This window comes from Xanthomonas sp. WHRI 8393 (assembly GCF_040203315.1).
Lineage (GTDB): Bacteria > Pseudomonadota > Gammaproteobacteria > Xanthomonadales > Xanthomonadaceae > Xanthomonas > Xanthomonas arboricola.
In genome coordinates this window covers 405,854-431,071 of sequence record NZ_JBEGGL010000004.1, presented here as the reverse complement: position 1 = coordinate 431,071, position 25,218 = coordinate 405,854, and the positions used below count along the sequence as shown (strand labels likewise).

Genomic DNA, 25,218 nt, shown 5'->3' with positions numbered 1-25,218 from the left:
CCGCAAGTACGTCCTTGTAGGCTCTTACGCGGCATCCATGCCGCGTAAGGTCCCGCGACGGTGGGCGGACAAGGACCAGTCAGCATGGCCGGTTCGTTTGGTTGCGAGCACCGGATTGCTTCCGGTTGTTGGACGATGCGGCGCTTTTAAAGCACACGACGAAGGACGCTAAAAAGCTACTGCACTTACCGTCAGACAGGTGCGGCTGCCGCTCGGCACCGGTATGCACCACGCGTACACTCCGGTGCCTCCGCGACGTCCGTACATCACCTGACGACTACTCGCTCCGTTTTGTTGGCCGCTCTGAATCAAACCCGCGATGTCTTCCGTTGGCCGTCCAGGCATCACCACACGACAACCGCAGAATCAGCGCTTCGACAACTCGAGCAACGCCTCGGCAGCCTTCTCCGACGAAGCCGGGTTTTGGCCGGTGACCAGCAAGCCATCGGTGACCACATGCACGCCCCAGTCGGCGCCCTTCTCGTAGCGGCCGCCAAGTTCGGTCAGCACGTCTTCGACCAGGAACGGCACGATCTTGGTCAGGCCCACGCCCTCTTCTTCGCTGTTGGTGAAGCCGGTGACGCGGCGGCCGTTGACCAACGGCTTGCCATCGCTGCCCTTGACCCGGCGCAGCGCGCCCGGTGCGTGGCACACCAGGCCGTGCGGCTTGTTGGCCGCGGCGAATGCCTCGATCAGCGCGATCGAATCCGCGTCTTCGGCCAGGTCCCACAACGGGCCATGGCCACCCGGATAGAACACCGCATCGAAGTCATCGGCCTTGACGTCGGCCAGGCGCTGCGTGCTGGCCAAAGCCTGCTGCGCGTCGGTGTCCTGCTTGAAGCGCTTGGTAGCCTCGGTCTGCGCATCGGGCTCGTCGCTCTTGGGGTCCAGCGGTGGCTGGCCACCCTTGGGCGAGACCAGGGTGATGTCTGCGCCGGCATCCTTGAACACGTAATACGGCGCGGCAAACTCCTCCAGCCAGAAGCCGGTCTTCTTGCCGGTATCGCCGAGTTGGTCGTGGGAAGTGAGCACCATCAGGATTTTCATCGTATCGCCTCGTGTCATGGCCCATCTCGGGCAAGGCGAACAGTGTCCGGTGCAGTCCGTTGCAGCATCGTGTAGAACGCGTCGGCACGATGCTTACCGTTCAGCGCCTTGCAGTGGAAGCAATGCACTGCCAGGCACGTGTCAGGCGCTGCGCGGTGTTGCCCGACTCGCGCCAGCGGCAGCTTCGCCGCGCCGCCGCGCTGGCGCAATAACTGCGCGCAAGTTGCGCGGCAGGCTTCAGACGTTCATCGCCGGTGGCTGCAGCTGATCCATGCGGATGCGATTGGCGAACAACGAAAACGCCAGCATGCCGGCCAGGCCGCTGACCCGGCTCACCCACGGCGGCAACCAGCGCGGGGCGACCAGCACGCCGCTGTCGAACAAGGGCGCAAAGCGCGCCACGTCGCCCAGGGCCATCTTGCCGGCGAACAGGTAACGGCACAGCTGCAGCTGATCGCGCTGCAGCGCATGCCGGAAGAAGGTGTGCACCGCCACCAGCCCGCGCAGGTACACCGTGTCCTTGGTGAAGGCACCGCCGCCGGAGGTCGGCACGCCGCGGAATACGCGCTGCGCCGAGGAAAAGCTTTCCGCCGCGCTCTGCCCGCCTGCGGTGAAATAGCGGAACACCTCGATGAAGTCCGCACCCGAGCGCGCCATCGCAATCGCCTCGATACGCAGGCTGATGCGCTTCATGCGTTCGATATCGATGCTGCCGGTGATCTGCTCGGCAAACGTCGCCAGGCCTTCCTGCGTCGCGGTGGTCCGCGGCGAGGAAATGCCCAGGCTGGGCAGGTGCACCTGCGCGCGCCCGTTGAGCGCGGTCAGCGAATGCACCAGCGCCTCGTGATGGAACAGCTGCGCGCGGTCGTAATCGCTGAAGGTGGCGCCGCTGCGCAGGCGGATGCGATGCGCGCCGGCCGCCGCCTTGGCCAGCAGATCCGGATCCAGCGTGACGGTGATGACGCGCCCTTCGAAGAAGGCGTCCAGATCGTTCTGCAGCTGCATGCGCAGGGCGGTCGCCGACACCGGCACCTGTTCTTCCGGCGCCAGCAGTTCGCGGTCCAGCTCCTGCGCGATCTGGATGAAGTGCCGCGCCGCCTCGCGCGTGCTCGGGCCGTTGCCCGGCATCGGGTCGTCGGGCACGCCGAACAGCTGCGCCGAGTAATCGCTGACTGCGGGAGTACCCAGCGATTCCAGCAGGCCGGCGGCCAGGCCCCAGCTATGTGTCGAGTCGATCAGGTAGGCGCCCAGCGGGTGATGCGGATCGGCCTGCTTGGCAATGGCCGCCAGCTCGCGCCGGGTATCGCCGAATTCCAGTCGCGGATACTCCACCTGCGGCAGCTCCGGCTGCCCACGTGCCACGCTCTGCAGGAACGGCTCCTGCAGCGAGCGCGGCCAGCTGGCCAGCGCGAGCAGGCGCACGCCGCGCACGGCCTTGACCAGGCGCGCATCCAGCGCCGCATGGTGGACGATGTCCGGCGGCCCCTTGCGCAACGGCATCAGCGGCGTCCGTTGCGGTCGACGCTGGCAGGCCGCCGGCCCGATCCCTTGCCCCGGTTGTTCTGCGCAAGGCGTGTGGCGAGCTTTTCGGCCGCAGCGGCCACTTCCACGCGCAGCTTCATGTAATTGGCCACCCGCTCCGGATCCAGCGTATCGGCCTCGATCGCCGCACGCACCGCACAGCCGGGCTCGGCGATATGCGCGCAATCGTTGAAGCGGCACTGCGCCGCCAACGCTTCCACATCGGAGAAGCCGCCCTCGGCCAGATCCTCTTCGCCGGTGGGCTTGAGCTCGCGCATGCCGGGCGTATCGATCAGGCAGGCACCGGACGGCAACGGAATCAAGGCGCGATGGGTGGTGGTATGCCGGCCGCGCGAATCGTTCTCGCGCACCGCATTGGTCTTCATCTTCTGCGACCCGAGCAAGGTATTGGTCAGCGTCGACTTGCCGGCACCGGACGAGCCCACCAGCACCGCGGTACGGCCATCGCCCAGCCACGGCCGCAGCGCCGCCACGCTGTCCGGATCCTTGGCGTTGACCGCGCGCAACGGGATGTTCTGCGCTTCCAGTTCCTCCAGCACGGCCAATGCATCCTCGGCGTATTCGGTCTGGTCGGCCTTGGTCAGTACGACCACCGGTTCGGCACCGCCGCCGCCGACCAGCAGCAGGTAGCGTTCGATGCGGCGCGGATTGAAGTCCGCGTCCAGCCCGCACACGATGAAGACCGTATCAATGTTGGCCGCGATCACCTGCTGGTGGTAATGCTCGCCGGCCGCACCGCGCTTGATCGAGGTGCGCCGTGGCAGCAAGGCCACGATGCGCTTGCCCTCCATCAGCACCCAATCGCCCACCGACGCCCGCTCATGGCTGGGAAACCGCGGCCGCTGCCACTCCGGCAACGATTCGGCCTTGAGACCGGCCTCCGGCGTATCGGCCACCACATAGCCGGTGCGGTGCTGCTCCACCACCCGCGCCGGCAACGCCTGCGGATGCGCGGCAAAGAGCGCCTGCCAGGCCGGATCCTCGGCAGGGCCAGGCCAGGGCCAGCCAATGGATTGGAGGGTGGGGTAATCGGGGGACACAATGCTCATGGGGCGATTCTAGCTGGCTGGCCGCAGCGGCTTGTGCAATCGGGCCTTGCGCCTGGGCTGAAGCGCCCCTTGACATCGTTGCCGATGCAAGCATGTCCGCCTGTCATATTTCCGCTACCATGCCAAGCCTCACGCCTACAACCGGCCCGTCGCATGTCCACTGCCCCGCAAAAGCCGCTCGCCATCCGCGAGCGTCTGTCCGAAGTCCGCTACGAAATCCGGGGCGAGCTGGCGCGACGAGCGCGGGAACTGGAGGCGCAGGGCCGCAAGCTGATCAAGCTCAATATCGGTAATCCGGGCGCGTTCGGGTTCCGTGCGCCCGAGCACCTGCAGCGCGCGATCGCCGATGACATGGGCCGCACCGATCCGTACACCCATCAGCAGGGCCTGCCGGAAGCGCGCGAGGCGATCGCCAAGGCATATTCGCGGCGCCAGCACCCGGATGCACATCCGGACCGCATTTTTGTCGGTAACGGGGTCAGCGAGCTGATCGACCTGTCGCTGCGCGCCCTGCTCAATCCCGGTGACGAAGTGCTGGTGCCCTCGCCCGACTATCCGCTGTGGTCGGCCGCCACCATCCTCAACGATGGCCGGCCGGTGTATTACCGCTGCGCACCGGAAAATGGCTTCCAACCGGACCCGGTGGAAATCGAGACGCTGGTGTCCTCGCGTACCCGCGCCATCGTGCTGATCAATCCGAACAATCCCAGCGGTGCCAGTTATTCGCGCGAACTGCTGGAGCGCATCGTGGCCATTGCCAGCAAGCACAACCTGCTGCTGATGGTCGATGAGATCTACGACCAGGTGCTCTACGACGACGCCGCCTTCGTGCCGGTGGCGCCGCTGGCCGGTGCGCATCCGTGCATCACCTTCGGCGGCCTGAGCAAGGTGCACCGCGCCTGCGGCTGGCGCGTGGGCTGGGCGCTGCTGTCGGGCGAGCAGTCGCGCATCAACGACCTGCGCAACGCGATGGACCTACTCGGCGCCTTGCGCCTGTGCGCCAACGTGCCGGGCCAGTACGCCATCGACGCGGCAGTCAACGGGCCGGACACCATCTCGGCGCTGTGCGCGCCGGGCGGCCGTCTGTACGAAACCCGCCGTGCGGTGATCGAGGCCTGCGCGGCCAGCGAGCACCTGTCGCTGGTGGCGCCGGCCGGTGCGCTGTACGCGTTCCCTGCGGTGGTCGGCCCGGCCGCGCGCAACTTCGACGACCATGAATTCGCGCTCGACCTGATGAACGAGGAAGGCGTGCTGGTGGTGCCGGGTTCCAGCTTCAACGTGCCCTACCGCCACCACTTCCGCGTGACCCTGATGCCGGAAGCGCCGGTAATGCGCGATGTGTTCGCACGTATCGACCGCGCCCTGGCACGCCGCGCCGAGGCGGTCACCAAGGTCGTGCCGCTCAAGTCGCGCAGCGTGGCCTGATGGCGGCGGCCGGCACGCCGCTGCGCTATCTGGCGCTCGGCGATTCCTACACCATCGGCGAAGGCGTCGCCCCCGAGCAGCGCTGGCCGGTGCAACTGGTCGACGGTTTGCGTGCCTACGGCTGGAACGTGGCGCCGCCGCAGATCATCGCCACCACCGGCTGGACCACCGACGAGCTGCAGGCCGGTCTCGATGCCGCTGTGCCGCAGGGGCCGTTCGAGCTGGTGAGCCTGCTGATCGGCGTCAACAATCAATACCGCGGACGCTCGCTGGACGAATACCGCAGCCAGTTCGATGCGTTGTTGCAGCGTGCAATCGGGTTCGCCGGCGGGCTTGCGGCACGCGTGTTTGTGCTGTCGATTCCGGATTGGGGGCTGACTCCGTTTGCGCATACGCAAGGCGGCGATGCGCCACTGATCGGCGCACAGATCGATGCCTTCAACAGCGTAGCCGCCGAACGCTGCGCCGCGCGCTCGGTGCGCTTTGTCGACATCACCGCCACCAGCCGCGATGGCGGCGACGCTGCCGACATGCTGGTCGACGATGGCCTGCATCCCTCCGGCGCCATGTATGCGCGCTGGACCGCACTTGCACTGCCAGCGGCGCGCGATGCGATAGCGGCTGCCAACGCGATCGGGATGGACCACGCCACGCGTGAGCAGTCCCAATCGCCTTAGCAGACCCCAAGCTAGCCGCGCACCAAGCCTCATTGCCAAGGAACGACATTGCACAGCACCGCCACCCAACCCATGAGCCGCGCGCAGGCGCTGGCGATCGCGCGCGCGTTTTTGCCGCCGCATCCGCTGGGCAATCGCTACGACTATTACTACACCCAGGCCAAGCTGCGCACCGATCCGCTGTATCCGGGCGTGCTGGCCGAGTTGCGCAGCACCACCGCGCCCGTGCTGGATCTGGGCTGCGGGCTGGGCCTGCTCGCGCACGCATTGCGTGCCGATGGCCAGGCATTGGCGTATCACGGGGTGGATGTGGACGCGTCCAAGATTCGCCGCGCGCAACACATCGCGCAGCGCTCGGCATTGGGCAATACACAGTTTGCCGTGGTCGATCTGAGCGTGGCCTGGCCGCAACACCGCGGCAGCGTGACCATTCTGGACGTGCTGCAGTATCTGCAGGCCGACATGCAGGCCAGCCTGCTGCGCAGCGTGGCGCAGATGCTCACGCCGGGCGCGAAGCTGGTGATCCGCAGCGCATTGGGCGATGCCAGCAGCCGTGGCCGCACCAGCCGCGTGACCGACGTGCTGGCGCATCTGAGCGGCTGGATGCAGCGCATGCCGCGCAGCTATCCCACCCGCGACAGCCTGCAGGCGCAGCTGGATGACGCCGGTCTGCGTGCGACGTTTGCGCCGTTGTATGGCAACACGCCGTTCAACAACTGGTTGATCGTGGCCGAGCCGCGCTGAGGCCGTGCACAACGTGCCTGGCTCGCTTTACAACGACTGACAGAACGTAACGCGCGGTCGCCGGACGGATGTGACGGCACGCAGAAACCGGGGTGTACGCATAGCAAATGCCGCACCGGGCACCGGCCGCGCAGTCGTTTTGACAGCCGCTGTTGACGTCATGCGGATGATCCCGGGCCACGTTGTTCAAGGGCGGTGTCCCACGCGCCAGAGAGTCCGCTGGTTGCCTTGTTGAAAGCCATGCACACCGACCATCTCGACGGGCCCTTGCCCGCCTACCGTCGCGGGACCTTACGCGGCATGGATGCCGCGTAAGTGCCTACAGGGACGTACTTGCGGCGTGTCCCGCGACGGTGGGCGGGCAAGGGCCGTGCAGCCAAGCGGCGGATCAGCCGCTCTACAACTGATCCATCCGCGCCGACCAATCACTTCGGGACAACCAACTCATCGAGCCGCCGCTTTGTCTAGATGCAGGCAAAGGCCTAGTTCGCCGAGTGCGCGGCGCCCTCACCGCTCGCGGGACACGCCGTGAATCCGTCCATGGAGGCTCGGTGGCGGCATCCTTGCCGCCACACGGTCCCGCAATCGGTAAGGGCACCGCGCCAGAGAATTTGTAGGTTGCGTTGTTGAAGGCCATGCATACCGACGCTATCGACTGGTCCTTGTCCGCCCACCGTCGCGGGACCTTACGCGGCATGGATGCCGCGTAAGAGCCAACAGGGACGTACTTGCGGCGTGTCCCGCGACGGTGGGCGGGCAAGGGCCCTGCAGCGAGTCGCAGATCATCCGCTCTACAACTGACCCCTCCGCGCTGACCAATCACTTCGGGACAACCAAGTGATCGAGTCGCCGCGCCGTTTGGATGCAGGCAAAGGCCTGGTTTGCCGAGTACGCGGCGCGCTGGCCGCTAGCGAGACACGCCGTGAATCCGTGCGTGGAGGCTCAGTGGCGGCATCCTTGCCGCCAAAGCCTGTCGTCTGGAGCAAGCTCAGAACTTCCAGGACAGCGTCAGCTCCACATCGCGCGGGTCGCCGTAGATCAACTGGCTTTGATAGACGATGTTGGCGTAGTACTTGCGGTCGAACAGGTTGCGCACGTTGAGCTGCGCCGACCATGCCTGGTTGATGTCGTAGCGTGCCATCGCGTTGGCCAACACCACGCTGCCCTGGGTCAGCCGTTGCGTTGTGCCCTGTGGCCCGGACATCAATTCGTGGATGGCCGACTGCCAGCTCAGGCCACCGCCCACGCGCCATGGCCCGGTCTGCCAACTGGTGAACAGGGTGGCCTCGCGACGCGGGCTGGTCGGATTGACGTCGACACCGCTGGCATCGTTGGCATCGAACTGGGCAAAGCCGAACGCGATCCGCCACTGCTCGGAGAGCTGCCCATCGAGCTGGAATTCCACCCCTTGGCTGACCGTGCCCTTCGCCGCCAGGAAAGCCTGATTGGTGGTGCCGGGCACGAATTGTCCGGGGTCGTTGACCGCCAGGTTGTCCTGCTCGATACGGAACAACGCCAGCGCCGCGTTGAGCTGGCCACCGAGGTATTCGCCCTTGGCGCCGACCTCGTAGCTGTTGCCTTCCAGCGGGGCGAGATAGCGCCCGCTACGGTCGCGATTGTTTTGCGGCTTGAAGATGCCGGTGTAGCTGGCGTAGAGCGAATGGTGGTCGTCCACGTCCAGGATCAGGCCGGCGTACGGCGTGGTGCGGCCGCGACGCTCGTAGGTATTGGCCGGCACCAGTTGATCGGTGTTCTTCCAGTCGGTGACGCGTGCGCCGACGATGGCAGTGAGCGCGTCGGTCAGGCTGAAGCGGCCGGCAGCATAGGCGGCCACCTGGCGCACGTCGCGCTCTTCGCCCTTCACCAGCGGCGTCCATTGCGGCTGCGCCATGCTGCCGGTCCAGGCATAGACGCTTTCGGCCGTCAGCACCTGCGGTGGCTGCGGCCCGTTGGACCAGCTGCGCACGTTGCGGTTCATCCAGGTGGCACCGGCGACCAGTTCGTGGTTGCGGCCCCACCAGGTCAGCGGCACGCTGAGGTAGGCATCCAGGCTATTTTGCGCCGTGAGTGCGGGATAGCGCCCGCCAAAAGTATTAGCAAGGCCCAGGCCGGTCTGGCGGTCCGGGTAATCGAAGTAGCCGAACAGCACCGACTTCCAATCGGCTTCGAACCGCTGATGCGAATATTCCACGTGCAGCTGCGCACCGTTGTCGAAGCGATGGGTCAGGCCGGCAAACGCATTGGTGGTGTCGGCCACGCCGCGCGCCCAGCGCGGTGTAAACGAATCCGAGCGTGCAAAATCGGTGCGGCTGCCGTCGCTGAAGTACGCCGGCACCCCGCCCCAGGTGGCGCCGCGGCCGTCGTTGCGCTGCTTGTTGATGCCGATGTAGGCGCTGGTGGCATCGCTGAAATCCGCATCGACGATGCCGTAGAACAGCGACGATTGCTTGCTGTAGTAATCGCGGAACGACTGCTTGTCCTCGTAGCTGGCAACCACCCGCCCACGCACGTTGCCGGCGGCGTTCAACGGCGATTGCAGGTCGACGGTGCCGCGATAGCGGTCCCAACGCCCTGCCGACAGATCGACCCGACCGGTGAACACATCGCTGTCGGCATGCTTGCGCACCAGGTCGATCGACGCGGCCGGGCTGCCCGCGCCGGTGGTCAGGCCGTTGGCGCCGCGGATGATTTCCACCCGGTCGTAGATCGCCATGTTCTGCTGCACATCGCCGGTGTAGTCGGTAGGAATGCCGTCGATGCGGTAATAGTCCACTTCGAAGCCGCGCGCGTTGATGTAGGTGCGCTCGGTGTCCCAGGTCGGCGAGTTGAAGCCGGCCACGGTGTCGGTGACGTCCTGCAGCGATTGCAGGTTGCGGTCGACGATCTGCTGGCGTGTCACCACCACCACCGACTGCGGCGTCTCGCGCAGTGACAGCTCCAGCTTGGTCGAACTGCGCGCGACATCGGCGGTGTAGGAGTCGCTACCTTCGGTCGCGGCCCCGCGGTGTGCCTCGATCTGCAGGCGGTCCAGATCGACCGGGTCGCGCGTGCTCGATTGCGCGGCAGCCGCCAATGGCCATGCGCAAGCCAGCGCCAGCAGGGAGTACGCCAGCGGGAGCTGCGGCGAACGGAGATCCGCACGCGCAAGCGCGCGCGCAGGGACGATGCGATGGGACATGGGGTCAGCCTCAGGAGCGAATATGGCCGTCGATGACGGCTATTGAGGCTGGCGTCGGCAGCGCCATCGGAAGGCGCGCACCGTTTGCTGGCTGGGGCGCATGTTCGATCCGCGTTAAATCGCTGTCAATACATGCGCGGGTCGACGCCGGAACTCAGGAGCGCCAGCTCCGGGCAATCCGGCGAACAAAAAAGACGCGTCGCACCAGAGCGTTCCCGACGACAGGGGCGATGGATCCGGCAACGCACGCTCCGCTTCCACGCCATCGGCCACGCCGTGCGCAGGACCTCAGAGCGGACGCCGCCCGGCCAGGCCGCGCGCGTGCATCGCGTCAAGCACGCCGCGCAGGATGGTGAGGTTGTGGCCGTGCGCGGCGCCTTCGTGCAGCAGCACGATGGCGCCGGGGCGCAGGTCGCGCACGATGCGGGCCACGGTGGCCTGCGGCTCGCAACGCACCCCGTCGAAACCGCGCGCGCTCCAGGCCACGCGGGTCAGCCCGTGCGCACGCAGCGGCGAGGCGACGAAGGGATTGGTCATGCCCACCACCGAGCGGTACAGCCGCGGCGCCTGCCCGGTGATGGTGGCCAGCACGCGCTGTGCCTGGCCGATTTCCTGCGCCATGCGGTGCGGTCCCAGCGCCCAGAACCAGGCCTGCGGATGGGTATGGCTGTGATTGCCGATGCCATGCCCGCGGCGCACCATCTCGCGCACCAGTTCAGGCCGTTGCTCGGCGCGCGCGCCGACCACGAAGAACGTGGCCTTGGCATCGTAGGCGTCCAGCAGATCCAGCATCGCCGGGGTGTCGTCGGAGGGGCCGTCGTCGATGGTCAGCCATACCTGCGGGGCGCGGCCCGGCAGGCGCGCCAGCACCGGCGCGTACAGGCGCGCGCGCGGCAAGAACACCGGCACCACGAACAAGGCGTGCGACACCAGCAACGCCGGCACGCCCCAGGCCCAGCCCAGATGCCACCACAGCAGCGCCACCGCCGCCTGCGACAGGGCCAGCAGGCCCACCCAGCGGTACGGGTGCGAGGGGATGCGATACAGCGTTTGAAGCGTGGTCATGCCGCATGATGCCATGCGGCGTAGAATGCCCGGACTCCACGATCTGACCGAAGTGCTGCCATGTCCCTCGATCCCGCCCTGCGTTCCCGCATCGATACGCTGCTGCAATCCAGCCGCGTGGTGCTCTTCATGAAAGGCCAGCCCGGCATGCCGCAGTGCGGTTTTTCGGCCAAGGCGGTCGGCGTGCTGGACGGTCTGGGCATCGACTATGCCCACGTCAACGTGCTGGCCGACCAGGAGATCCGCGAAGGCATCAAGGCCTACGGCGACTGGCCGACCATTCCGCAGCTGTATGTGGACGGCGAGCTGATCGGCGGCAGCGACATCATCCTGCAGATGGCCGATAGCGGCGAGTTGAGCAGCATGCTGGGCCTGCAGGCGCCAGACCGGACTCCGCCCAAGATCACCATCACCCCGGCCGCGGTCGAGATGCTCAAGGGCGCGCTGGCCGATGCGCCGGATGCCTCGCTGACGCTGGCCATCGATGCCAACTTCCAGCCGAACTTCCAGCTGGCGCCGACCAACCCGAACGCCATCGCGGCCGAATCCAACGGCCTGCGCGTGCAGTTCGATCTGGCCAGCGCCCGCCGCGCCGACGGCATCACCATCGACTGGGTGGACGACATCCGCGGCCGTGGCCTGGCCATCGACAACCCCAATGCGCCCAAGCCGGTGCAGGAGCTGTCGGTGCGCGATGCCGACGACCGCATCAAGGCCGGTACGCTGACCCTGGTGGACGTGCGCCCGGCCGACGAGCGTGCCCTGGCCAGCGTTGCCGCGCCGTTCCGCACGCTGGACGCGCACGAGCGCGCCGCCATCGAGCAGTTGCCCAAGGACACCCCGCTGGCGTTCCTGTGCCATCGCGGCGGGCGCAGCCTGCAGGCGGCCGAGCATTTCCGCGGCCTGGGCTTCAGCAATGTCTACAACGTCACCGGCGGCATCGACGCCTGGTCGGACGAGGTGGACAACGGCGTGGCCAAGTACTGAGCAAGCCAGCCGGCACAGCAGGTGGCGGAGAATCCGCATCCGGCGATGGCCCGCCGCAACCACCGGCCAGGTCTTGAGCAGCGTTTGCTACAGTGCACACCCCGAACGGGCGCTCCACCGAGCGTCCGTTTTTTCATGGATCGATATGCACAAGGACGTCGCTGCAATGCACACCCGCCTGCTCTCTCTTGCACTGGCCGCGCTGTTGCCGCTGGCCGCACAGGCCGCCGAGCCGGCACGCGCGGTCATGCTGGTACAGACCTACGACAACCAGCCGGGCGAAGACCCACTGGAATACATTCCGGTGTGGCTGGGCAGCGGCGTAGCGAAGGAGTCCAGCATGCCCAGGTCGCTGCTGAGCCAACCGCTGCAGGTCTTCAATGCGGGCGTTTCCAGCGGTACCGTGCGGCTTGCGTCGCTGAGCGTCGACGACAACAGCATGTGCGGCGGCACGGCAAGACTGCGCTTGAAGGGCACCAGCACGCTGTCCGATTCGCCGCTGTTATCGACGGTGGATCTCAATCCCGGCAAGCGCTTTGCCAGCCGTGACGCCACCGCTGCCGAACAGGCCGAGCTGTTGCGCCAGGCCGGCGCTGTTGCGCAGCTGCGCAACAGCGTCAAGCCGGCGGCGCTGGCCCAGGCGTTGACGGCATTCCCTGCAGATCGTGCGCAGGATCTGGCGGCGCTGCAGATCGTGACCGACACCCGGCAGCCGCAGCGACGCGTGGCCGTGCTGACCTCCCATCACCCGACCAGGACCGGCAACCCGGACAACCCGACCGGTGTCCTGGCCGTGCTTGCGATCTTCGAGCATGACGGCAGCCGCTGGCAGTTCCGCAAGGGCAGCGCGGCCAACGGCTGCGACGACTGCGAAGACCTGCCACTGCGTACGCACCTGCTGCAGTTCGGCGATATCGACGGCAACGGCACGCTCGACTTCGTGCTGTCGGAAAGCGGCTACGAGAGTTACGGCTTCTACCTGCTGCTCGGCGAAGGCACGCACTGGCGTTCGGAAGCCTTGATGGGCGGCTGTTGAGCGATTGCCGCGCGATGGCCGATGCCCGCAGCGGTATCGGCGTCACGTTGCGGCACGCACCGGATCCGGAAGAGCGCAACTCGCCGCCGCGCAAGTCATTCGCATCGTCGGTGCAAGGCTATTGGTGTGATTGCACCGCCGCACGATGTCGATCAACGCGCGACATGATGCGCGTGTGCGCCATCAACCGATCGCGTCGATCGCCCACTCGCTGCACGTGGCCATACGCAATGTGCAGCGCGGAAAAGCCACAGCGGCGTGCAACCGCGGCAGGCCAATCGTCGCCTCCCTCAGCCGGCAAATCCGCCGTCATCGAGAAACTGCTGCTCTTCGGCGGTGGTCTCGCGCCCCAGTACCGCATTGCGATGCGGGAAGCGTCCGAAGCGCTGGATGATCTGCTGATGCTCCACGGCCCAGCGCGTGGTTTCTGCATCGTCCAGCGCGGTGATCAGCTGCACCGAGCGCGCCTGCTCCTGCAGATCTTCGGCATGCTCGAACGGCAGATAGAAAAACAGCCGCAACTGCGCGGACACCTGTTGGTCGAAGCCGCTGGCGATTGCCTGCCTGGCGCAGGACAGCGCCAAGCCATCGGTGGCGTAGGCATGCGCGCTGCCGCGGAACGCGTTGCGCGGAAACTGGTCGAGCAGGATCAGCAAGGCCAGCGCATCTTCGGCACGTTCCATCCAGTGCGCGTACTCGCCACGCGCCGCTGCAAAATGCTGCTCGCTGAAATGCTGGCGGAAGTTGGCATCAAACGCATCGTTGTGCGTGAACCAGCGGGCCGAGCCGGCCAGTTCCCAGAAAGCCAGTACCACATCGGCCTGTTTGTTGCGCTCTGACTTGACGATCATCGACGTATTCCCTGACGAATACGGCATAGCATGCACTGGCGCATGTGATGAGCCCGCCGCCGCCGACGGTGCAGCACTTGGCAAGCACGCCGCCGGCCGCTAGGTTTGCGGCTGACGTTTTCGTTGCACCGGGGAAATCCATGCGTTCCATCCTGTTCGCCGCGTTCGGCGCGGCCGTGCTGTGCGGTCCTGTGTCTGCGGCATCGCGTTTCGTGCAAGACCCCTATCCCAGCACCTACCGTGCGCTCGCGTCCGCTCCGGTGTTGATCCAGCACGCCACCGTGCTCACCGGCACCGGCCAGCGGCTGGACGACGCCGACGTGCTGCTGCGCGACGGCAAGGTGGCCGCGGTCGGCCGCGGGCTGGAGGCGCCGGCCGATGTGCGCCGCATCGACGGCACCGGCAAGTGGGTGACCCCCGGCATCATCGACGTGCACTCGCATCTGGGCGTGTATCCCAGCCCCGGCGTCAGCGCGCACAGCGATGGCAACGAGATGACCGCCCCGGTGACGCCGAACGTGTGGGCCGAGCATTCGATCTGGCCGCAGGATCCCGGTTTCGGCACCGCCCTGGCTGGCGGCGTCACCTCGGTGCAGGTACTGCCCGGCTCGGCCAATCTGATCGGCGGGCGCGGCGTCACCCTCAAGAATGTCGCCTCCACCACTTACCAGGGCATGAAGTTTCCCGGCGCCCCATGGGGCCTGAAGATGGCCTGCGGCGAGAACCCCAAGCGCGTGTATGGCCAGAAGGGTGGCCCCGGCACGCGTATGGGCAACGTGGCCGGCTACCGTGCCGCCTTCATCGATGCGGCCGAGTACCTGCAGAAGAATGCGCCGAAGAAAAAGACCGCGAAAAAGCGCCATTGGTGGAGCAGCGGCGGCGACAACGACAGCAGCGGCGACGCCGGCGGCAAGCGCGATCTCAAGCTCGACACGCTGGCCGGCGCGATCAACGGCGACATCCGCGTGCATATCCATTGCTACCGCGCCGACGAGATGGCGACCATGCTCGACCTGTCCAAGGAGTTCGGCTTTCACATCGCCGCCTTCCATCACGGCGTGGAGGCCTACAAGCTGGCCGACCGGCTGGCGCAGGAGAACGTTTGCGGTGCGCTGTGGGCCGACTGGTGGGGCTTCAAGATGGAAGCCTTCGATGGCATCCAGGAAAACATCGCGCTGGTCGACAGGCCGGCCAACAGCTGCGCCATCGTGCATTCGGATTCGGAAGAAGGCATCCAGCGCCTGAATCAGGAAGCGGCCAAGGTGCTCGCCAACGCGCGCCGCAGCGGGATGGAGATTCCACCCGAGCGTGCGATCCGCTGGCTCACCAGCAATGCCGCCAAGGCGCTTGGCATCGAGCAGCAGACCGGCGCACTGGAGCCGGGCAAGATGGGCGATATGGTGGTGTGGAACGGCAATCCCTTCAGCTCCTACGCGCTGGCCGAACAGGTCTATATCGACGGCGCGCAGGTCTACGACCGCCACGATCGCCGCCTGCAGCCGGTGTCGGACTTCATGCTCGGCCAGGAGGTGGCGCGATGAGCCGCACAACTGGAATGCGCCCGCGTCTGCGCGTGATCTTCGCGGTGGTCCTGGCAGTGCTTGCATTGCCCGCATTCGGCCAGCAGGTGCTGATCCGTGGCGCGACCGTGCATACCGCCACCGCACAAGGCACGCTGCGCAATACCGATGTGCTGGTGCAGGGCGGCATGATCCGCGCGATCGGCAGCAACCTGGCCGTGCCGGCCGATGGCCGCGTGGTCGAGGCCAGGGGCCGCCCGCTGACGCCGGCCCTGTTCGGCGGCATCACCGAGATCGGCATCGAAGAAGTCTCCGGCGAAGACAGCACCGTGGACAGCGGCGTCAAGCTCAGCGACCAGCCGATGCGTCCGGAATTCGACGTCACCCTGGCCTACAACCCCGATTCGGTGCTGGTGCCGGTGGCGCGCGTGGAAGGCATCGGCTTCACCGCGCTGGGCGCGACCACCAGCGGTGCCTTCATCGCCGGGCAAGGCGGCGTGGTGCGGCTGGACGGCAGCCCGGACCCGCTCGGCCCGCATGCCCTGTTCATCCGCATCGGTGCGGCGGCGTCCGATCTCACCGGCAGCTCGCGCGCCGCGCAATGGATGCTGCTCGACCAACTGGTGGCCGAAGCGCGCGGACGCGTGCCGGCCGACTCGCCGCATGCGCTGCTGACCCCGGTCGGCCGCAGTGTGCTGGCCAGGTACCTGGCCGGGCAAGGCCGCATCGTGGTGCAGGTGGAGCGTGCCGCAGACATCCGCCAGTTGCTGCGTTGGGCGCAACGCGAAAAGGTGCGCATCGCCATTGCCGGTGGTGCCGAGGCCTGGAAGCTCGCGCCGCAACTGGCGCAGGCCGGGGTTCCGGTGCTGGTGGACGCGCTGGCGGACCTGCCGTCCACCTTCGACCAGATCGGTGCCACGCTGGAAAACGCCGCGCGTCTGCGCGCGGCCGGCGTGGAGGTCAGCTTTGCCCAGAGCGGCGATGCCTCGCATAACGCGCGCAAACAACGCCAGCTGGCCGGCAATGCGGTGGCCAATGGCTTGCCGTGGGAAGCCGGCCTGGCTGGCCTGACCCGGGTGCCGGCGGAGATCTTCGGCGTGGCCGATCGCATCGGCAGCATTGCGGTCGGCAAGCAGGCCGACCTGGTGCTGTGGGAAGGCGACCCGCTGGATGTCGCCCACTACGCCGAGCAGGTGTGGCTGGGCGGTCGCGACATGCCGATGCGCTCACGCCAGACCGAGCTGCGCGAGCGTTACATGCAACCGGCCGGCGCGTTGCCGCGGGCCTATCTGAAATGATCGGGAGCGGCGTGCGCATGGGAGCGCGGTGACCCGCATGGCGTTGGGCGTGCGCTGCACCTACCTGTTGATCGCATTCGCCGTGTTTGTCATCGAAGTGGCGATCGGCGCAGGCACACTGGGCGGGCCGTGGGTGCGCGGCAGTCTGGGCGATGTGCTGGCGGTGATCCTGGTGTATTGCGGATTGCGCGGTGTGCTTGCGCTGCCGCCACGCTGGGCGTGCGTGCTGGCGGTGGCGATCGGGTGCCTGATCGAAGGGCTGCAGGCGCTGCATCTGGCCGACCGGCTCGGGCTGCGCCCGGGCAGCGCGGCCTACATCGCGCTTGGCAATACCGCCACCGTGCACGATCTGCTGATGTATCTGGTCGGCGGCGGGGTGGCGTACATCGGCGATATGGCATCGTGCCGCGTCGCCGCGTCTTCCCAGCGATAAACAACTGCATTGATACACTCCCTCGGGCCTACCGCATGTTCTGCGTCTCCTCATCGACACTGATCGACAGCGTTGGCATCCCGTCCCGGCAACGGCAGCAACGGCGTGCCCGCGCCGCCGCCGCGTCGCAGTGACCTCGCTGTTCCAGGGAGGCGGCTTGCGCTCGATCGATCGCGTCGTATTGCGCCAGGCGCCGGCCAACCTGCTACGCGGGCTGGAAGCGGTCGGCGGGCGGCTGATCCTGACCGCCGATGCACTGCACTTTCAGCCGCATCCCTACAACATACAGACCCGGTCGTTGACCGTGCACCTGCGCCAGATTGCAGCAATGCAACCACGCTGGACGCGCCTGTTCGGGCTGCTGCCGGTGGCGCCGACATCGCTGGCGGTGCAGCTGCACGACGGCGGCGAGCACCGTTTCGTGATCGGCAAACGCGAACAGTGGATGGCTGCCATCGCCTCGGCACGCGACGCCCTGGGCTGACGCCACCCCCGACAAGTGCATTGCGATGCACCAGGTGGCAATGCACGACTGGCGCACCGCAACGCCCTGGCGTCGTCCCACCTGCCTGCGCATCGCAGAGGGAGCGTGAACTGCGCTGCGTTTCAGCACTGCATCTTGTACGCGGTGCACGCTCTGCAGGTCCGGCCATCGCCGCCGTTGTCCCGCCCGCCTAGCATCGCGCGTCGGCACCATAGCGACGCCCCTACTTCGGCATGGAGATCGATATGCCCCGCCCTATCCTGCGCATCCTGGCCTGCACATTGTTCCTGTACGGCGGCGTCAGCGCGCCGGCCATCGCCGCATTTGGCGTCACCCGCAGCGGCGACCGTGTCGTTGTCGATACCGGCGCCGAGCTGGTGTTTGCGGTCAACGCCGGCAACGGCGACATCGTCTCGATGCGTTATCGCGACAACGCGCTGCAGACCACCGAGTCCAAGGGCTCGCAGATTGCCTCCGGCCTGGGCAGCGCCAGTGTGGAGGCGCGCGTGGTGGACGCCACGATCGTGGTCTCTGCCAAGGCCGGCGACCTGACCCAGTACTACATTGCACGCAAGGGCCGCAACGCGATCTACATGGCCACCTATGCACCGACGCTGCTGCCGATCGGCGAGCTACGCTTTGTCACCCGCTTGAACGTTGCCAAGCTGCCCAATGCGCAGCAGGAGCCCGACTCCAATGTCGGCAGCCCGGTGGAAGGCGAGGACGTGTTCCTGCTGCCGGACGGACGCACCAGTTCCAAGTTCTATTCGGCGCGCCGCATGATGGACGACCAGGTACACGGCGTCAGCGGTTCGGGCGTGGCGGTGTTCATGCTGATGGGCAACCGCGAGCGCAGTTCCGGCGGGCCGTTCTTCAAGGACATCGCCACCCAGAAAACCCGCGTGACCCATGAGCTCTACAACTACATGTATTCCGATCACACCCAGACCGAGGCATTCCGCGGTGGCCTGCATGGGGTGTACGGGCTGCTGTTCACCGATGGCGGGACGCCCTCCAGCGCACAACTGGACACCACCTTCGTCGATGCAACGCTGGGGTTGACCGGTTATCTCGCCAACGACGGGCATGGCGCGCTGAGCGGCCGGGTGAGCGGCGTGCTGTCCGGCCAGCCTGCCGTGATCGGCCTGCGCAACGACCAGGCCCAATACTGGGCCACCGCCAACGGCAGCGGCGATTACCAGATTGCGGGCGTGCGCCCGGGACGCTACCGCATGACGCTCTACCAGAACGAACTGGAAGTCGCGCAACGCGATGTGGAGATCCACGCCAACGCGACCACGCAAGCGGCGCTGCAAGCGGTTGTGCTGCCGGGGACCATCAAATGGCAGATCGGCACGGCCGATGGCACGCCGGCCGGTTTCCGCCATGCGGATCTGCTGCCACGCGCGCATCCATCCGACAAGCGCATGCGCTGGACCCCGGTGACCTACACGGTTGGATCGAGCAGTGCGGGCAGCTTTCCGGCAGTGCAATGGCGCGGCATCAACACCCCGACCCGTATCGACTTCACCCTGGGCTCCAGTGAAGTGCGTGGCTATCGCCTGCGCATCTTCGTGCCGCTGACGCAGGTCGGCGCGCGCCCGCAGATCAGCGTCAATGCGCGCTGGAATGGCCCGGTGCCGGCCACGCCCACGCAACCCAAGACACGCGGCATCACCCGCGGCACATGGCGCGGCAACAACACGCTGTATGAGGTGGACATCCCCGCATCCGCGCTGCAATCGGGCAGCAACCGGATCGAGATCGGCATCGCCTCGGGATCGCCGGACAACGGCTTTCTCAGCCCGGCCGTGGTGTTCGACAGTATCCAGTTGGTGGCGCTGTAAGCACTTTGGCGAGCGGGATGGCCGGACAGACAAGGTCTCACACGCATCACAGAGTCCGTGGAACGTGCCGCATTTGATTGGTAAGAGCGCAGGGCTGGCGATGGCAGTGCAAGACACACCGATGTCGCATTCACCGCACGCGGCTGCGTGCGGTGAATGCGATGGCGCATAAGGCTCAGGAAATGGCAGGCCCTAACAATGCGTGGTCAATGCACGTCGTCATGCACAAGACCTACGCGCTGCTCTGCCTGCCTGACTGCCGCCAGTCGATCGCTGTCGGCAAGCATGCTTACTTGGCGGCAATCGACCCGCTGAGCGACACCGTGCCCATGCCGCCGGTGACCTCGAAGCCGCCCTCCACCACCTGCAGATACAGCGCATTGCTGTAGCGGCCATCGCTGGCACGCAGGTCCTGCAACCTGGTCAGGAAAGCCTTGACGTCGACATTGACACTACCCTTGGCCGGCAAGGCATTGCTGTTGCCGGCCGTGCCATGTGGAATGAAGGTATAGACGTAATAGCCGGCGGCATCGTTGTTGCCTTCCCACAGATCGTAGGTGACGCCGCCTGAGGTGATGGCATTGGAGGTCGTCAGGGTGCCCAGCGGGTACGAATTGTTGGCACCCCAGATCATCACTTCCAGCTGCGGATTGCCCTTGCTGGTGTCCTTGCGGAAGAACAGGTCGTATGCGAAATCGCCGGTCTGCCCGCTACCCTTGGTGGTGAATGCCAATGCGCCGCTCAAGCTGGCGATCTTGGATACCTGATGCGGAAAGTAGCTGTCGGTGGCCGGATTCATCGTGTAATGCCAACCGCGGCAGATCGCCGGGTAACCATACAAGGTGCCGCTGGGCAGGTTGTAGCTGATTGTCATGCTCGGCGTGCTGCCCGACCCGAACGTCGCCTGGATATTATTGTTTTTGTCGTTGAAATTATTGTTGTACGCATACTGCGTGCCGTAGACCTTGGTCTGGCCGGTATAGGCACTGGCGCTGGCAGCGGCCAGTGCCAAGGCCAGCGCAGCGGCGCGCGGCAACCACAAGCCGCAACGCAGGGACAGCAGCGAACGAAGACCGTCGTGCACTTGCATGGGGTGTACTCCGATGATGGATGGTTGGACACAGGCCCCCACCACAACGGCGCAACACCGCGCAGTGGATGACCGACCCTTGCGCATCCGGCACCACGACACGGGTGCGCGGTATTCCGAATGTCCACGCACTGACGGGGCGCAGAAGTGGTCATCCATGCGAACCGGTCACCGTGGCCTCATCCAGTACGCGAGGCATGCAATGCGTGCGTCGCGCACATGCCACCTCGTTGGCTCTCAAGCGGCCTGCAATCGTCGACGATTGTCAGGCCAGCGCCGCAGGTGCGATCACCGGCGTGCGGTGTGCTGCACGCCGGTCTTTACGCTAATGACGCACCCTCGGCCATGTCGCCGATGGGCATCGTGCTTACTGCGCGTCCAGCGTCGCGCTCACCTTGGCCCAGCCATTGCCGCGCACCACTTCAAAACCCGCTTCGGCTGCATGCAGGTACATGCTGTTGTTGTAGCGCCCATCCTTGGACCGGTTGGTCTGCAGCCAGTTGAGGAAGGGCTTGGCGTCCACGTTGAGGCTGCCGCTGGTCTTGAGCGTGGCCTGCCCGGCGGTGCCGGTCGGGATGAACGTATAGACGTAATAGCCGGCGCCGGAGTTGAAGCCCTCCCACAGGTCGAAGGTACGCCCGCCCGCGGTGATCACCTTGCTGGCAGTTAGTGTGCCGATCGGCCAGGAGTTGTGGTCGCCCCAGATCATCACTTCCAGCTGCGGGTTGCCCTTGGCGGTATCCCAGCGGAAGAAGATGTCGTAGGCAAAGTCGCCTGCGAGATTGGTCCCGCCGGCGCTGTAGGTGAACTTGAGCGGGATCTTGCTCAGCGAGGAAATCTGCCGCGGAAACAGCGTGTCGCTGGTCGGGTTCCAGTCGTAATGCCAGCCGCGCACGATCGCCGGATAGCCGTAGAGATTGTAGTCGGCGAAGTTGAAGGTCACGGTCAGCTCGGGCGTGCTGCCGGTGCCGAACGTGCCCTGGATGATGTTGTTGGGATCGTTGAAATTATTGACCCACGCATAGTGGTTACCGAAGATCTTGTAGGGACCGGCCAGCGCCGCCGGCGTCAGCGCGACCAGACCCACGGCCAGTGCAGCCTTCCACCAGCGCGATGCGCGCCGCCGTGTAGTCGGCGCCTGTGCGCCAGTCTGAGTAAGGGTGCTGGATTGGCTGTTTTGCATGTTGACTCTCTCCGAGTAAGTTCAGCGCGGCGATGCCGGTGCGGCAGCGTCGAGAGCCGCTTTGCAGCGGTCGCGTCGGACCCTAGCAGCGGCGTTGTGACGGGAGCTATAGCAATTGCAGCAGGCCTCGCTCGCCATCTGCGATAGCGGGCGCCACCTTGCAGCCGAAGCGTGCGCCGATCCTCAGTTCGCAAGGTAAATCGCAGTGCGACAGGATGTACCGGTCATCTGCATGACGGCGCGGTGCGCGCCAATGCTGCGGAGCCACATCGGGGCGATCTGCGTTTTGACAGCGCCTGCAGCTGCTCGCGGCGGTCCATTCGCCTCCGTCGAGCTTGCCTGATGACCGCGCGCCAGGCTCCCGTCCGCGGCTTGCGCGCTTCGGCACCCGGCCTTCGACCGCGGCCCTACTCGCCTCCGCTGTTTTGCGATAGCGTTCGCAGTTACAGATAACGCAACAGCCGGAGGGGGCGACGATGCGCATCGGAATCGTGGTGGACAGTGCCTGCGATTTGCCGCAGGACTTCATTCAACAAAACAACGTCATCGTATTGCCGATCAGCGTACGTATCGGCGAAGCGGTATTGGCCGATCACCGCGATGAGGAAGCGACGCTGAGCTTTCTGCAGGCACATGTGGCCGAGCGTGGGCACGAAGCGGAAACTACGCCGTTTTCGGTCAACCAGATTCGCGACCTGTTCCTGCAACGGCTGGTCATCGACTACGACCACGTGTTCTGCCTGACCATCTCCAAGCTGCGCAGCCAGATCTTCGATAACGCGATGCAGGCCAGCTTCGCGATCCTCAACGATTACAAGCCGATCCGGCAGGCCGCCGGCCACACCTCGCCGTTCGCGCTGCGCGTGATCGATACGCTCAACCTGTTTGCCGGCCAGGGCATCACCGCAGTGGAAGCGGTACGCCTGCGCGCGCAGGGTCAGGGCGTGGCAGCAATCCGCAGCCGGCTCGAACAGCTGGCCGAACACACCTACGGCTACATGATTCCGCGCGATCTCTACTACCTGCGTGCGCGCGCACGCACTAAGGGCGATCGCAGCGTGGGCCTGATCAGCGCCGCGCTCGGCAGTGCGCTGGACATCAAGCCAGTGCTGCGCGCCTACCGCGGCGTCACCGAACCGGTGGCCAAGTTGAAAGGCTTCGAGCCGTCGACCGAAAAGCTGTTCGGCTTCACCGTGCGCAAGATCCGCGAGGGCTTGATGACACCGACCGTCTGCGTGGGCTACGGCGGCGAACTGGCCGAGCTGCACGCCCTGCCCGGCTACGCCGCCCTGCAAAGCGCCTGTCAGACCCACAACGTGGAATTGTTCGAAAGCGTGATGAGCCTGACCGGCATGGTCAACGTCGGCAAGGGCGCACTGGCCGTGGCATTTGCAGCCGAACCGCATACCTTTGCGGCCTGAAAACAAGGCCGGCGCGCGGCGCCCTCGCCGGCTTCAGGACACGCCGATCTACAGCTGACCTATCCGCGCACCCCGGATCTCCAAAGACAACCACGCACACCGACCATCTCGACATGTTATGCGCTGCTTGCCCGTGCACACCGACCATCTCGACTGGTCCTTGCCCGCCCACCGTCGCGGGACCTTACGCGGCATGGATGCCGCGTAAGAGCCTACATGGACGTCCTTGCGGCGTGTCCCGCGAGGGTGGGCGGGCAAGGGCCCTCCCGCCAGGCCGCAGAGCAACCGCTCTACAACTGATCTATCCGTATTGTTCGAACTCTCGAAACACAAACGCCTAACCCAATCGCGACTTAGAACGTTGGCATTGTCTGGACGCGACCAGATGCTTAATTCAAAAACTCGATGAGTCGAGCGCGCAGCACCCTCATCACTTGCGGGACACGCCGTGAATCCATCCCTTGAAGCTCCTTGGCGGCATCCATGCCGCCAAGGGTCCCGCAAGCGGCGAGGACACCGCTCTGAGAGTTAATCGATACTTTCCAAAGCTTGCGCGTTGCTCGCGCTTGCATTGGGACCATGACTGGACGCGGCACCATCCGAGTTAGTCCAGCGCAGCGTTACCGCAGCGGCACGTTCAATACCGATGGCGTTGCCGCCGGCGAAGTAAACGTCACCGTGCCGCCGCCGTCGCTGGCATCGGTGTAGCGTACGTCCTGCGTGTCGATCACCAGCACCAGGCGCTGCCCTGCCGGAATCTCCGTAGCAGCCGCTTGCAGTGGCCAATCCAGCGTCACTGCTTGGCCAGGTCTAGCCCCGCGTAGCGAGTACGGCGCATGCGTGATCAGTTGCGCCACGCCTAACGCATCCATGCGATACAGATAGGCGAACAGGCTCACTTTCGATTGGCTGGGTACCACGGTCACGCGCAGCGATGGACTGCCGGCCAGCCGCCGTAGCGTGTTCGATGGCGCACCCACCCACACTGCCGCGCCGATGCGATTGACCAACGGAATCGAGGTGGTGACCGGCACACCGATGCCTTGCAACAGGCCACTGACCAGGACCACGCCCGAGTCGGCCAACGTCGGCACATCGGTGGCAATGCGCGATTGCCAGCCGCTGGCGGTGCCGCCGATCAAGCCGCCTGTCGGGCTGAGCAATCCGGAAGGTGCAGATAACCCCAGGCGCATGTTGACCTGTTGCACCGACGCCCAATCCGCGTACTCCAGCCATTGCCCCGCGCGCGGCGACAACCGCACCGGCGCTTCGCTGTCCACGCCGTTACGCAGCTGCTTGAGATGACGATCGAACCAGCGCGTGGTCGCCGTGTAGACCTCGTTGGGCAGGCCGAGCGCGCCCGGCAGTTCTGCGGTGGCATGATCGCCCTGACTGAGCAGCAACTGCTTGGGCCCGCGCAACTGATTGAAGAATGCGATGGTCTGGTTCGGCGGAAACAGGCCGTCGTTGAAGGCATTGCCCAGCAGCACCGCCGTGCCACGCGCATTGAGCGCGGCCACATCGCTTGCCGGGCTGCGCGACGCGGCCTGCGGCAGGAAGCCCTGCACGGCGCCGTCGTAATCGCCAACGGCAACCCGTGTGCTGATCTGCGCCAGATCCGGGCCGGGACGTCCGGTCAACGCGCCGGCACCGACCAACAGCCCAACGCCTTGCTGGCTGACGGTGCGGTTGGAATACAGCGACGCTTCCAGGTCCGCCCAGCCGCTGAGCGCAGCCACGGCCTTGATGCGCGGATCGCGCTCGGCCGCCAGCAGGCTGATACCCGCGCCATACGAGATGCCCGACGCACCGATCGCATTCGCATTGGCCGGCGTATGCGCCAGCGCCCAGTCGATCACCGCGCTGACGTCTTCCACGGTGTCGGCGCCGGCGATATCGATCTGCCCGGCCGAATCCCAGAACCCGCGCGAGGTGTAGCTGACGACCACGTAGCCATCGCTGGCCAGCTGGGTCGCGCGACCGAGGTACTCCAGATTCGGCAACGACCAACTGGCCGGCATCACGATCAGCGGAAACGGCCCGCTGCCCTGCCCCTGCGGCACCAAGACCAGTGCGCCCATCGGCGCGCCGTCCCAGCCGGGAATCCGTTCGTAGGTCTTGCTGAAAGCGCCCGCGACCGCCGACGCCGATGCCACCAGCAACGCCAATGCGGCGATGCCTCCGATCCAACGCTTGTTCATGCGGATCTCTCCCACGCAAGGCCAGGCCGGGATGGCCCAGCGGCAACTGCCATGCATCCGTGGTTCAGGGGGAGAACGTCGCGAACGTACCAGACGGTACGGTATGGCTCAAGGGCCGGGATTCGGGATTCGGGATTCGG

20 protein-coding genes and 1 other RNA gene are annotated in these 25,218 nt (G+C 66.0%); 12 read left to right on the top strand and 9 right to left on the bottom strand.

The window, feature by feature from the left end; genetic code table 11:
- Positions 1–223 precede the first annotated feature (223 nt).
- Positions 224–300, top strand: a non-coding RNA gene (locus tag ABQ137_RS16165) — sX9 sRNA.
- Positions 301–366: 66 nt separating this feature from the next.
- Here ABQ137_RS16165 and ABQ137_RS16160 read toward each other — a convergent pair.
- The 3 genes from ABQ137_RS16160 to rsgA form a co-directional block, all read right to left on the bottom strand.
- Complete coding sequence (locus tag ABQ137_RS16160) at positions 367–1,047, bottom strand: type 1 glutamine amidotransferase domain-containing protein (RefSeq protein ID WP_024938957.1); 681 nt, start codon at positions 1,045–1,047, stop codon at positions 367–369.
- A 237-nt stretch (positions 1,048–1,284) separates the two neighbouring features.
- Complete coding sequence (locus ABQ137_RS16155) at positions 1,285–2,547, bottom strand: flavohemoglobin expression-modulating QEGLA motif protein (protein WP_349783173.1); 1,263 nt, start codon at positions 2,545–2,547, stop codon at positions 1,285–1,287.
- Positions 2,547–3,638, bottom strand: coding sequence for a ribosome small subunit-dependent GTPase A (gene rsgA / locus ABQ137_RS16150; protein ID WP_024938955.1), 1,092 nt, complete (start codon positions 3,636–3,638; stop codon positions 2,547–2,549). The genes ABQ137_RS16155 and rsgA overlap by 1 nt, the downstream gene beginning before the upstream one ends.
- A gap of 153 nt (positions 3,639–3,791) precedes the next feature.
- On the opposite strand from rsgA, the gene ABQ137_RS16145 reads away from it, so the two are divergent.
- The 3 genes from ABQ137_RS16145 to ABQ137_RS16135 all read left to right on the top strand — a co-directional run bounded on the left by ABQ137_RS16145 (position 3,792) and on the right by ABQ137_RS16135 (position 6,484).
- Positions 3,792–5,063, top strand: a complete 1,272-nt coding sequence (locus ABQ137_RS16145; RefSeq protein WP_104553077.1) for a pyridoxal phosphate-dependent aminotransferase — start codon at positions 3,792–3,794, stop codon at positions 5,061–5,063.
- A complete protein-coding gene (locus ABQ137_RS16140; RefSeq protein ID WP_349783172.1) occupies positions 5,063–5,740 on the top strand; it encodes an SGNH/GDSL hydrolase family protein in 678 nt (225 codons plus the stop codon). The genes ABQ137_RS16145 and ABQ137_RS16140 overlap by 1 nt, the downstream gene beginning before the upstream one ends.
- Positions 5,741–5,812: 72 nt before the next feature.
- On the top strand, positions 5,813–6,484 hold the full coding sequence (locus ABQ137_RS16135) for a methyltransferase (RefSeq protein ID WP_184379607.1): 672 nt from the start codon (positions 5,813–5,815) through the stop codon (positions 6,482–6,484).
- A gap of 988 nt (positions 6,485–7,472) precedes the next feature.
- Here the strand turns inward: ABQ137_RS16135 and ABQ137_RS16130 are convergent.
- Both ABQ137_RS16130 and ABQ137_RS16125 read right to left on the bottom strand, forming a co-directional pair.
- Positions 7,473–9,662: a TonB-dependent siderophore receptor gene (locus ABQ137_RS16130; RefSeq protein ID WP_349783171.1), complete on the bottom strand. Its 2,190-nt coding sequence runs from the start codon at positions 9,660–9,662 to the stop codon at positions 7,473–7,475.
- A gap of 288 nt (positions 9,663–9,950) precedes the next feature.
- Entirely contained in the window at positions 9,951–10,742 is a 792-nt protein-coding gene (locus tag ABQ137_RS16125; RefSeq protein ID WP_184611319.1) for a polysaccharide deacetylase family protein, read from the bottom strand.
- A gap of 45 nt (positions 10,743–10,787) precedes the next feature.
- Here ABQ137_RS16125 and grxD point away from each other — a divergent pair, with 45 nt between their 5' ends.
- Together grxD and ABQ137_RS16115 are read left to right on the top strand one after the other, a co-directional pair.
- Positions 10,788–11,714: a Grx4 family monothiol glutaredoxin gene (grxD, locus tag ABQ137_RS16120; protein ID WP_024938949.1), complete on the top strand. Its 927-nt coding sequence runs from the start codon at positions 10,788–10,790 to the stop codon at positions 11,712–11,714.
- Between the two features lie 166 nt (positions 11,715–11,880).
- Positions 11,881–12,750 carry a hypothetical protein gene (locus ABQ137_RS16115; RefSeq protein ID WP_349783170.1) on the top strand — a complete coding sequence of 290 codons (870 nt, stop codon included), beginning with the start codon at positions 11,881–11,883 and terminating at the stop codon, positions 12,748–12,750.
- 290 nt (positions 12,751–13,040) lie between these two features.
- On the opposite strand, the gene ABQ137_RS16110 is transcribed toward ABQ137_RS16115, so the two are convergent.
- Entirely contained in the window at positions 13,041–13,601 is a 561-nt protein-coding gene (locus tag ABQ137_RS16110; RefSeq protein ID WP_024938947.1) for a DUF924 family protein, read from the bottom strand.
- A gap of 140 nt (positions 13,602–13,741) precedes the next feature.
- Between ABQ137_RS16110 and ABQ137_RS16105 the strand changes: the two genes are divergently transcribed.
- The 5 genes from ABQ137_RS16105 to ABQ137_RS16085 all read left to right on the top strand — a co-directional run bounded on the left by ABQ137_RS16105 (position 13,742) and on the right by ABQ137_RS16085 (position 19,183).
- Positions 13,742–15,142, top strand: a complete 1,401-nt coding sequence (locus ABQ137_RS16105; protein ID WP_349783169.1) for an amidohydrolase — start codon at positions 13,742–13,744, stop codon at positions 15,140–15,142.
- Positions 15,139–16,419, top strand: coding sequence for an amidohydrolase family protein (locus ABQ137_RS16100; protein WP_349783168.1), 1,281 nt, complete (start codon positions 15,139–15,141; stop codon positions 16,417–16,419). Before ABQ137_RS16105 ends, ABQ137_RS16100 begins: the two co-directional genes overlap by 4 nt.
- A 37-nt stretch (positions 16,420–16,456) precedes the next feature.
- On the top strand, positions 16,457–16,852 hold the full coding sequence (locus ABQ137_RS16095) for a ribosomal maturation YjgA family protein (protein ID WP_126966665.1): 396 nt from the start codon (positions 16,457–16,459) through the stop codon (positions 16,850–16,852).
- Between the two features lie 157 nt (positions 16,853–17,009).
- On the top strand, positions 17,010–17,336 hold the full coding sequence (locus tag ABQ137_RS16090) for a hypothetical protein (protein ID WP_047129733.1): 327 nt from the start codon (positions 17,010–17,012) through the stop codon (positions 17,334–17,336).
- 245 nt (positions 17,337–17,581) lie between these two features.
- Positions 17,582–19,183, top strand: a complete 1,602-nt coding sequence (locus tag ABQ137_RS16085) for a rhamnogalacturonan lyase B N-terminal domain-containing protein (RefSeq protein ID WP_184519605.1) — start codon at positions 17,582–17,584, stop codon at positions 19,181–19,183.
- A 289-nt stretch (positions 19,184–19,472) separates the two neighbouring features.
- Here the strand turns inward: ABQ137_RS16085 and ABQ137_RS16080 are convergent, their stop codons facing one another.
- Together ABQ137_RS16080 and ABQ137_RS16075 are read right to left on the bottom strand one after the other, a co-directional pair.
- Positions 19,473–20,273, bottom strand: a complete 801-nt coding sequence (locus ABQ137_RS16080; protein ID WP_425519473.1) for a GH12 family glycosyl hydrolase domain-containing protein — start codon at positions 20,271–20,273, stop codon at positions 19,473–19,475.
- Positions 20,274–20,640: 367 nt separating this feature from the next.
- Positions 20,641–21,456: a GH12 family glycosyl hydrolase domain-containing protein gene (locus ABQ137_RS16075; protein WP_046344285.1), complete on the bottom strand. Its 816-nt coding sequence runs from the start codon at positions 21,454–21,456 to the stop codon at positions 20,641–20,643.
- Positions 21,457–21,932: 476 nt separating this feature from the next.
- On the opposite strand from ABQ137_RS16075, the gene ABQ137_RS16070 reads away from it, so the two are divergent.
- Positions 21,933–22,877, top strand: a complete 945-nt coding sequence (locus ABQ137_RS16070) for a DegV family protein (RefSeq protein ID WP_104544588.1) — start codon at positions 21,933–21,935, stop codon at positions 22,875–22,877.
- A gap of 620 nt (positions 22,878–23,497) precedes the next feature.
- Here the strand turns inward: ABQ137_RS16070 and ABQ137_RS16065 are convergent.
- Entirely contained in the window at positions 23,498–25,078 is a 1,581-nt protein-coding gene (locus tag ABQ137_RS16065) for a CocE/NonD family hydrolase (RefSeq protein WP_184519601.1), read from the bottom strand.
- Positions 25,079–25,218: the final 140 nt, after the last annotated feature.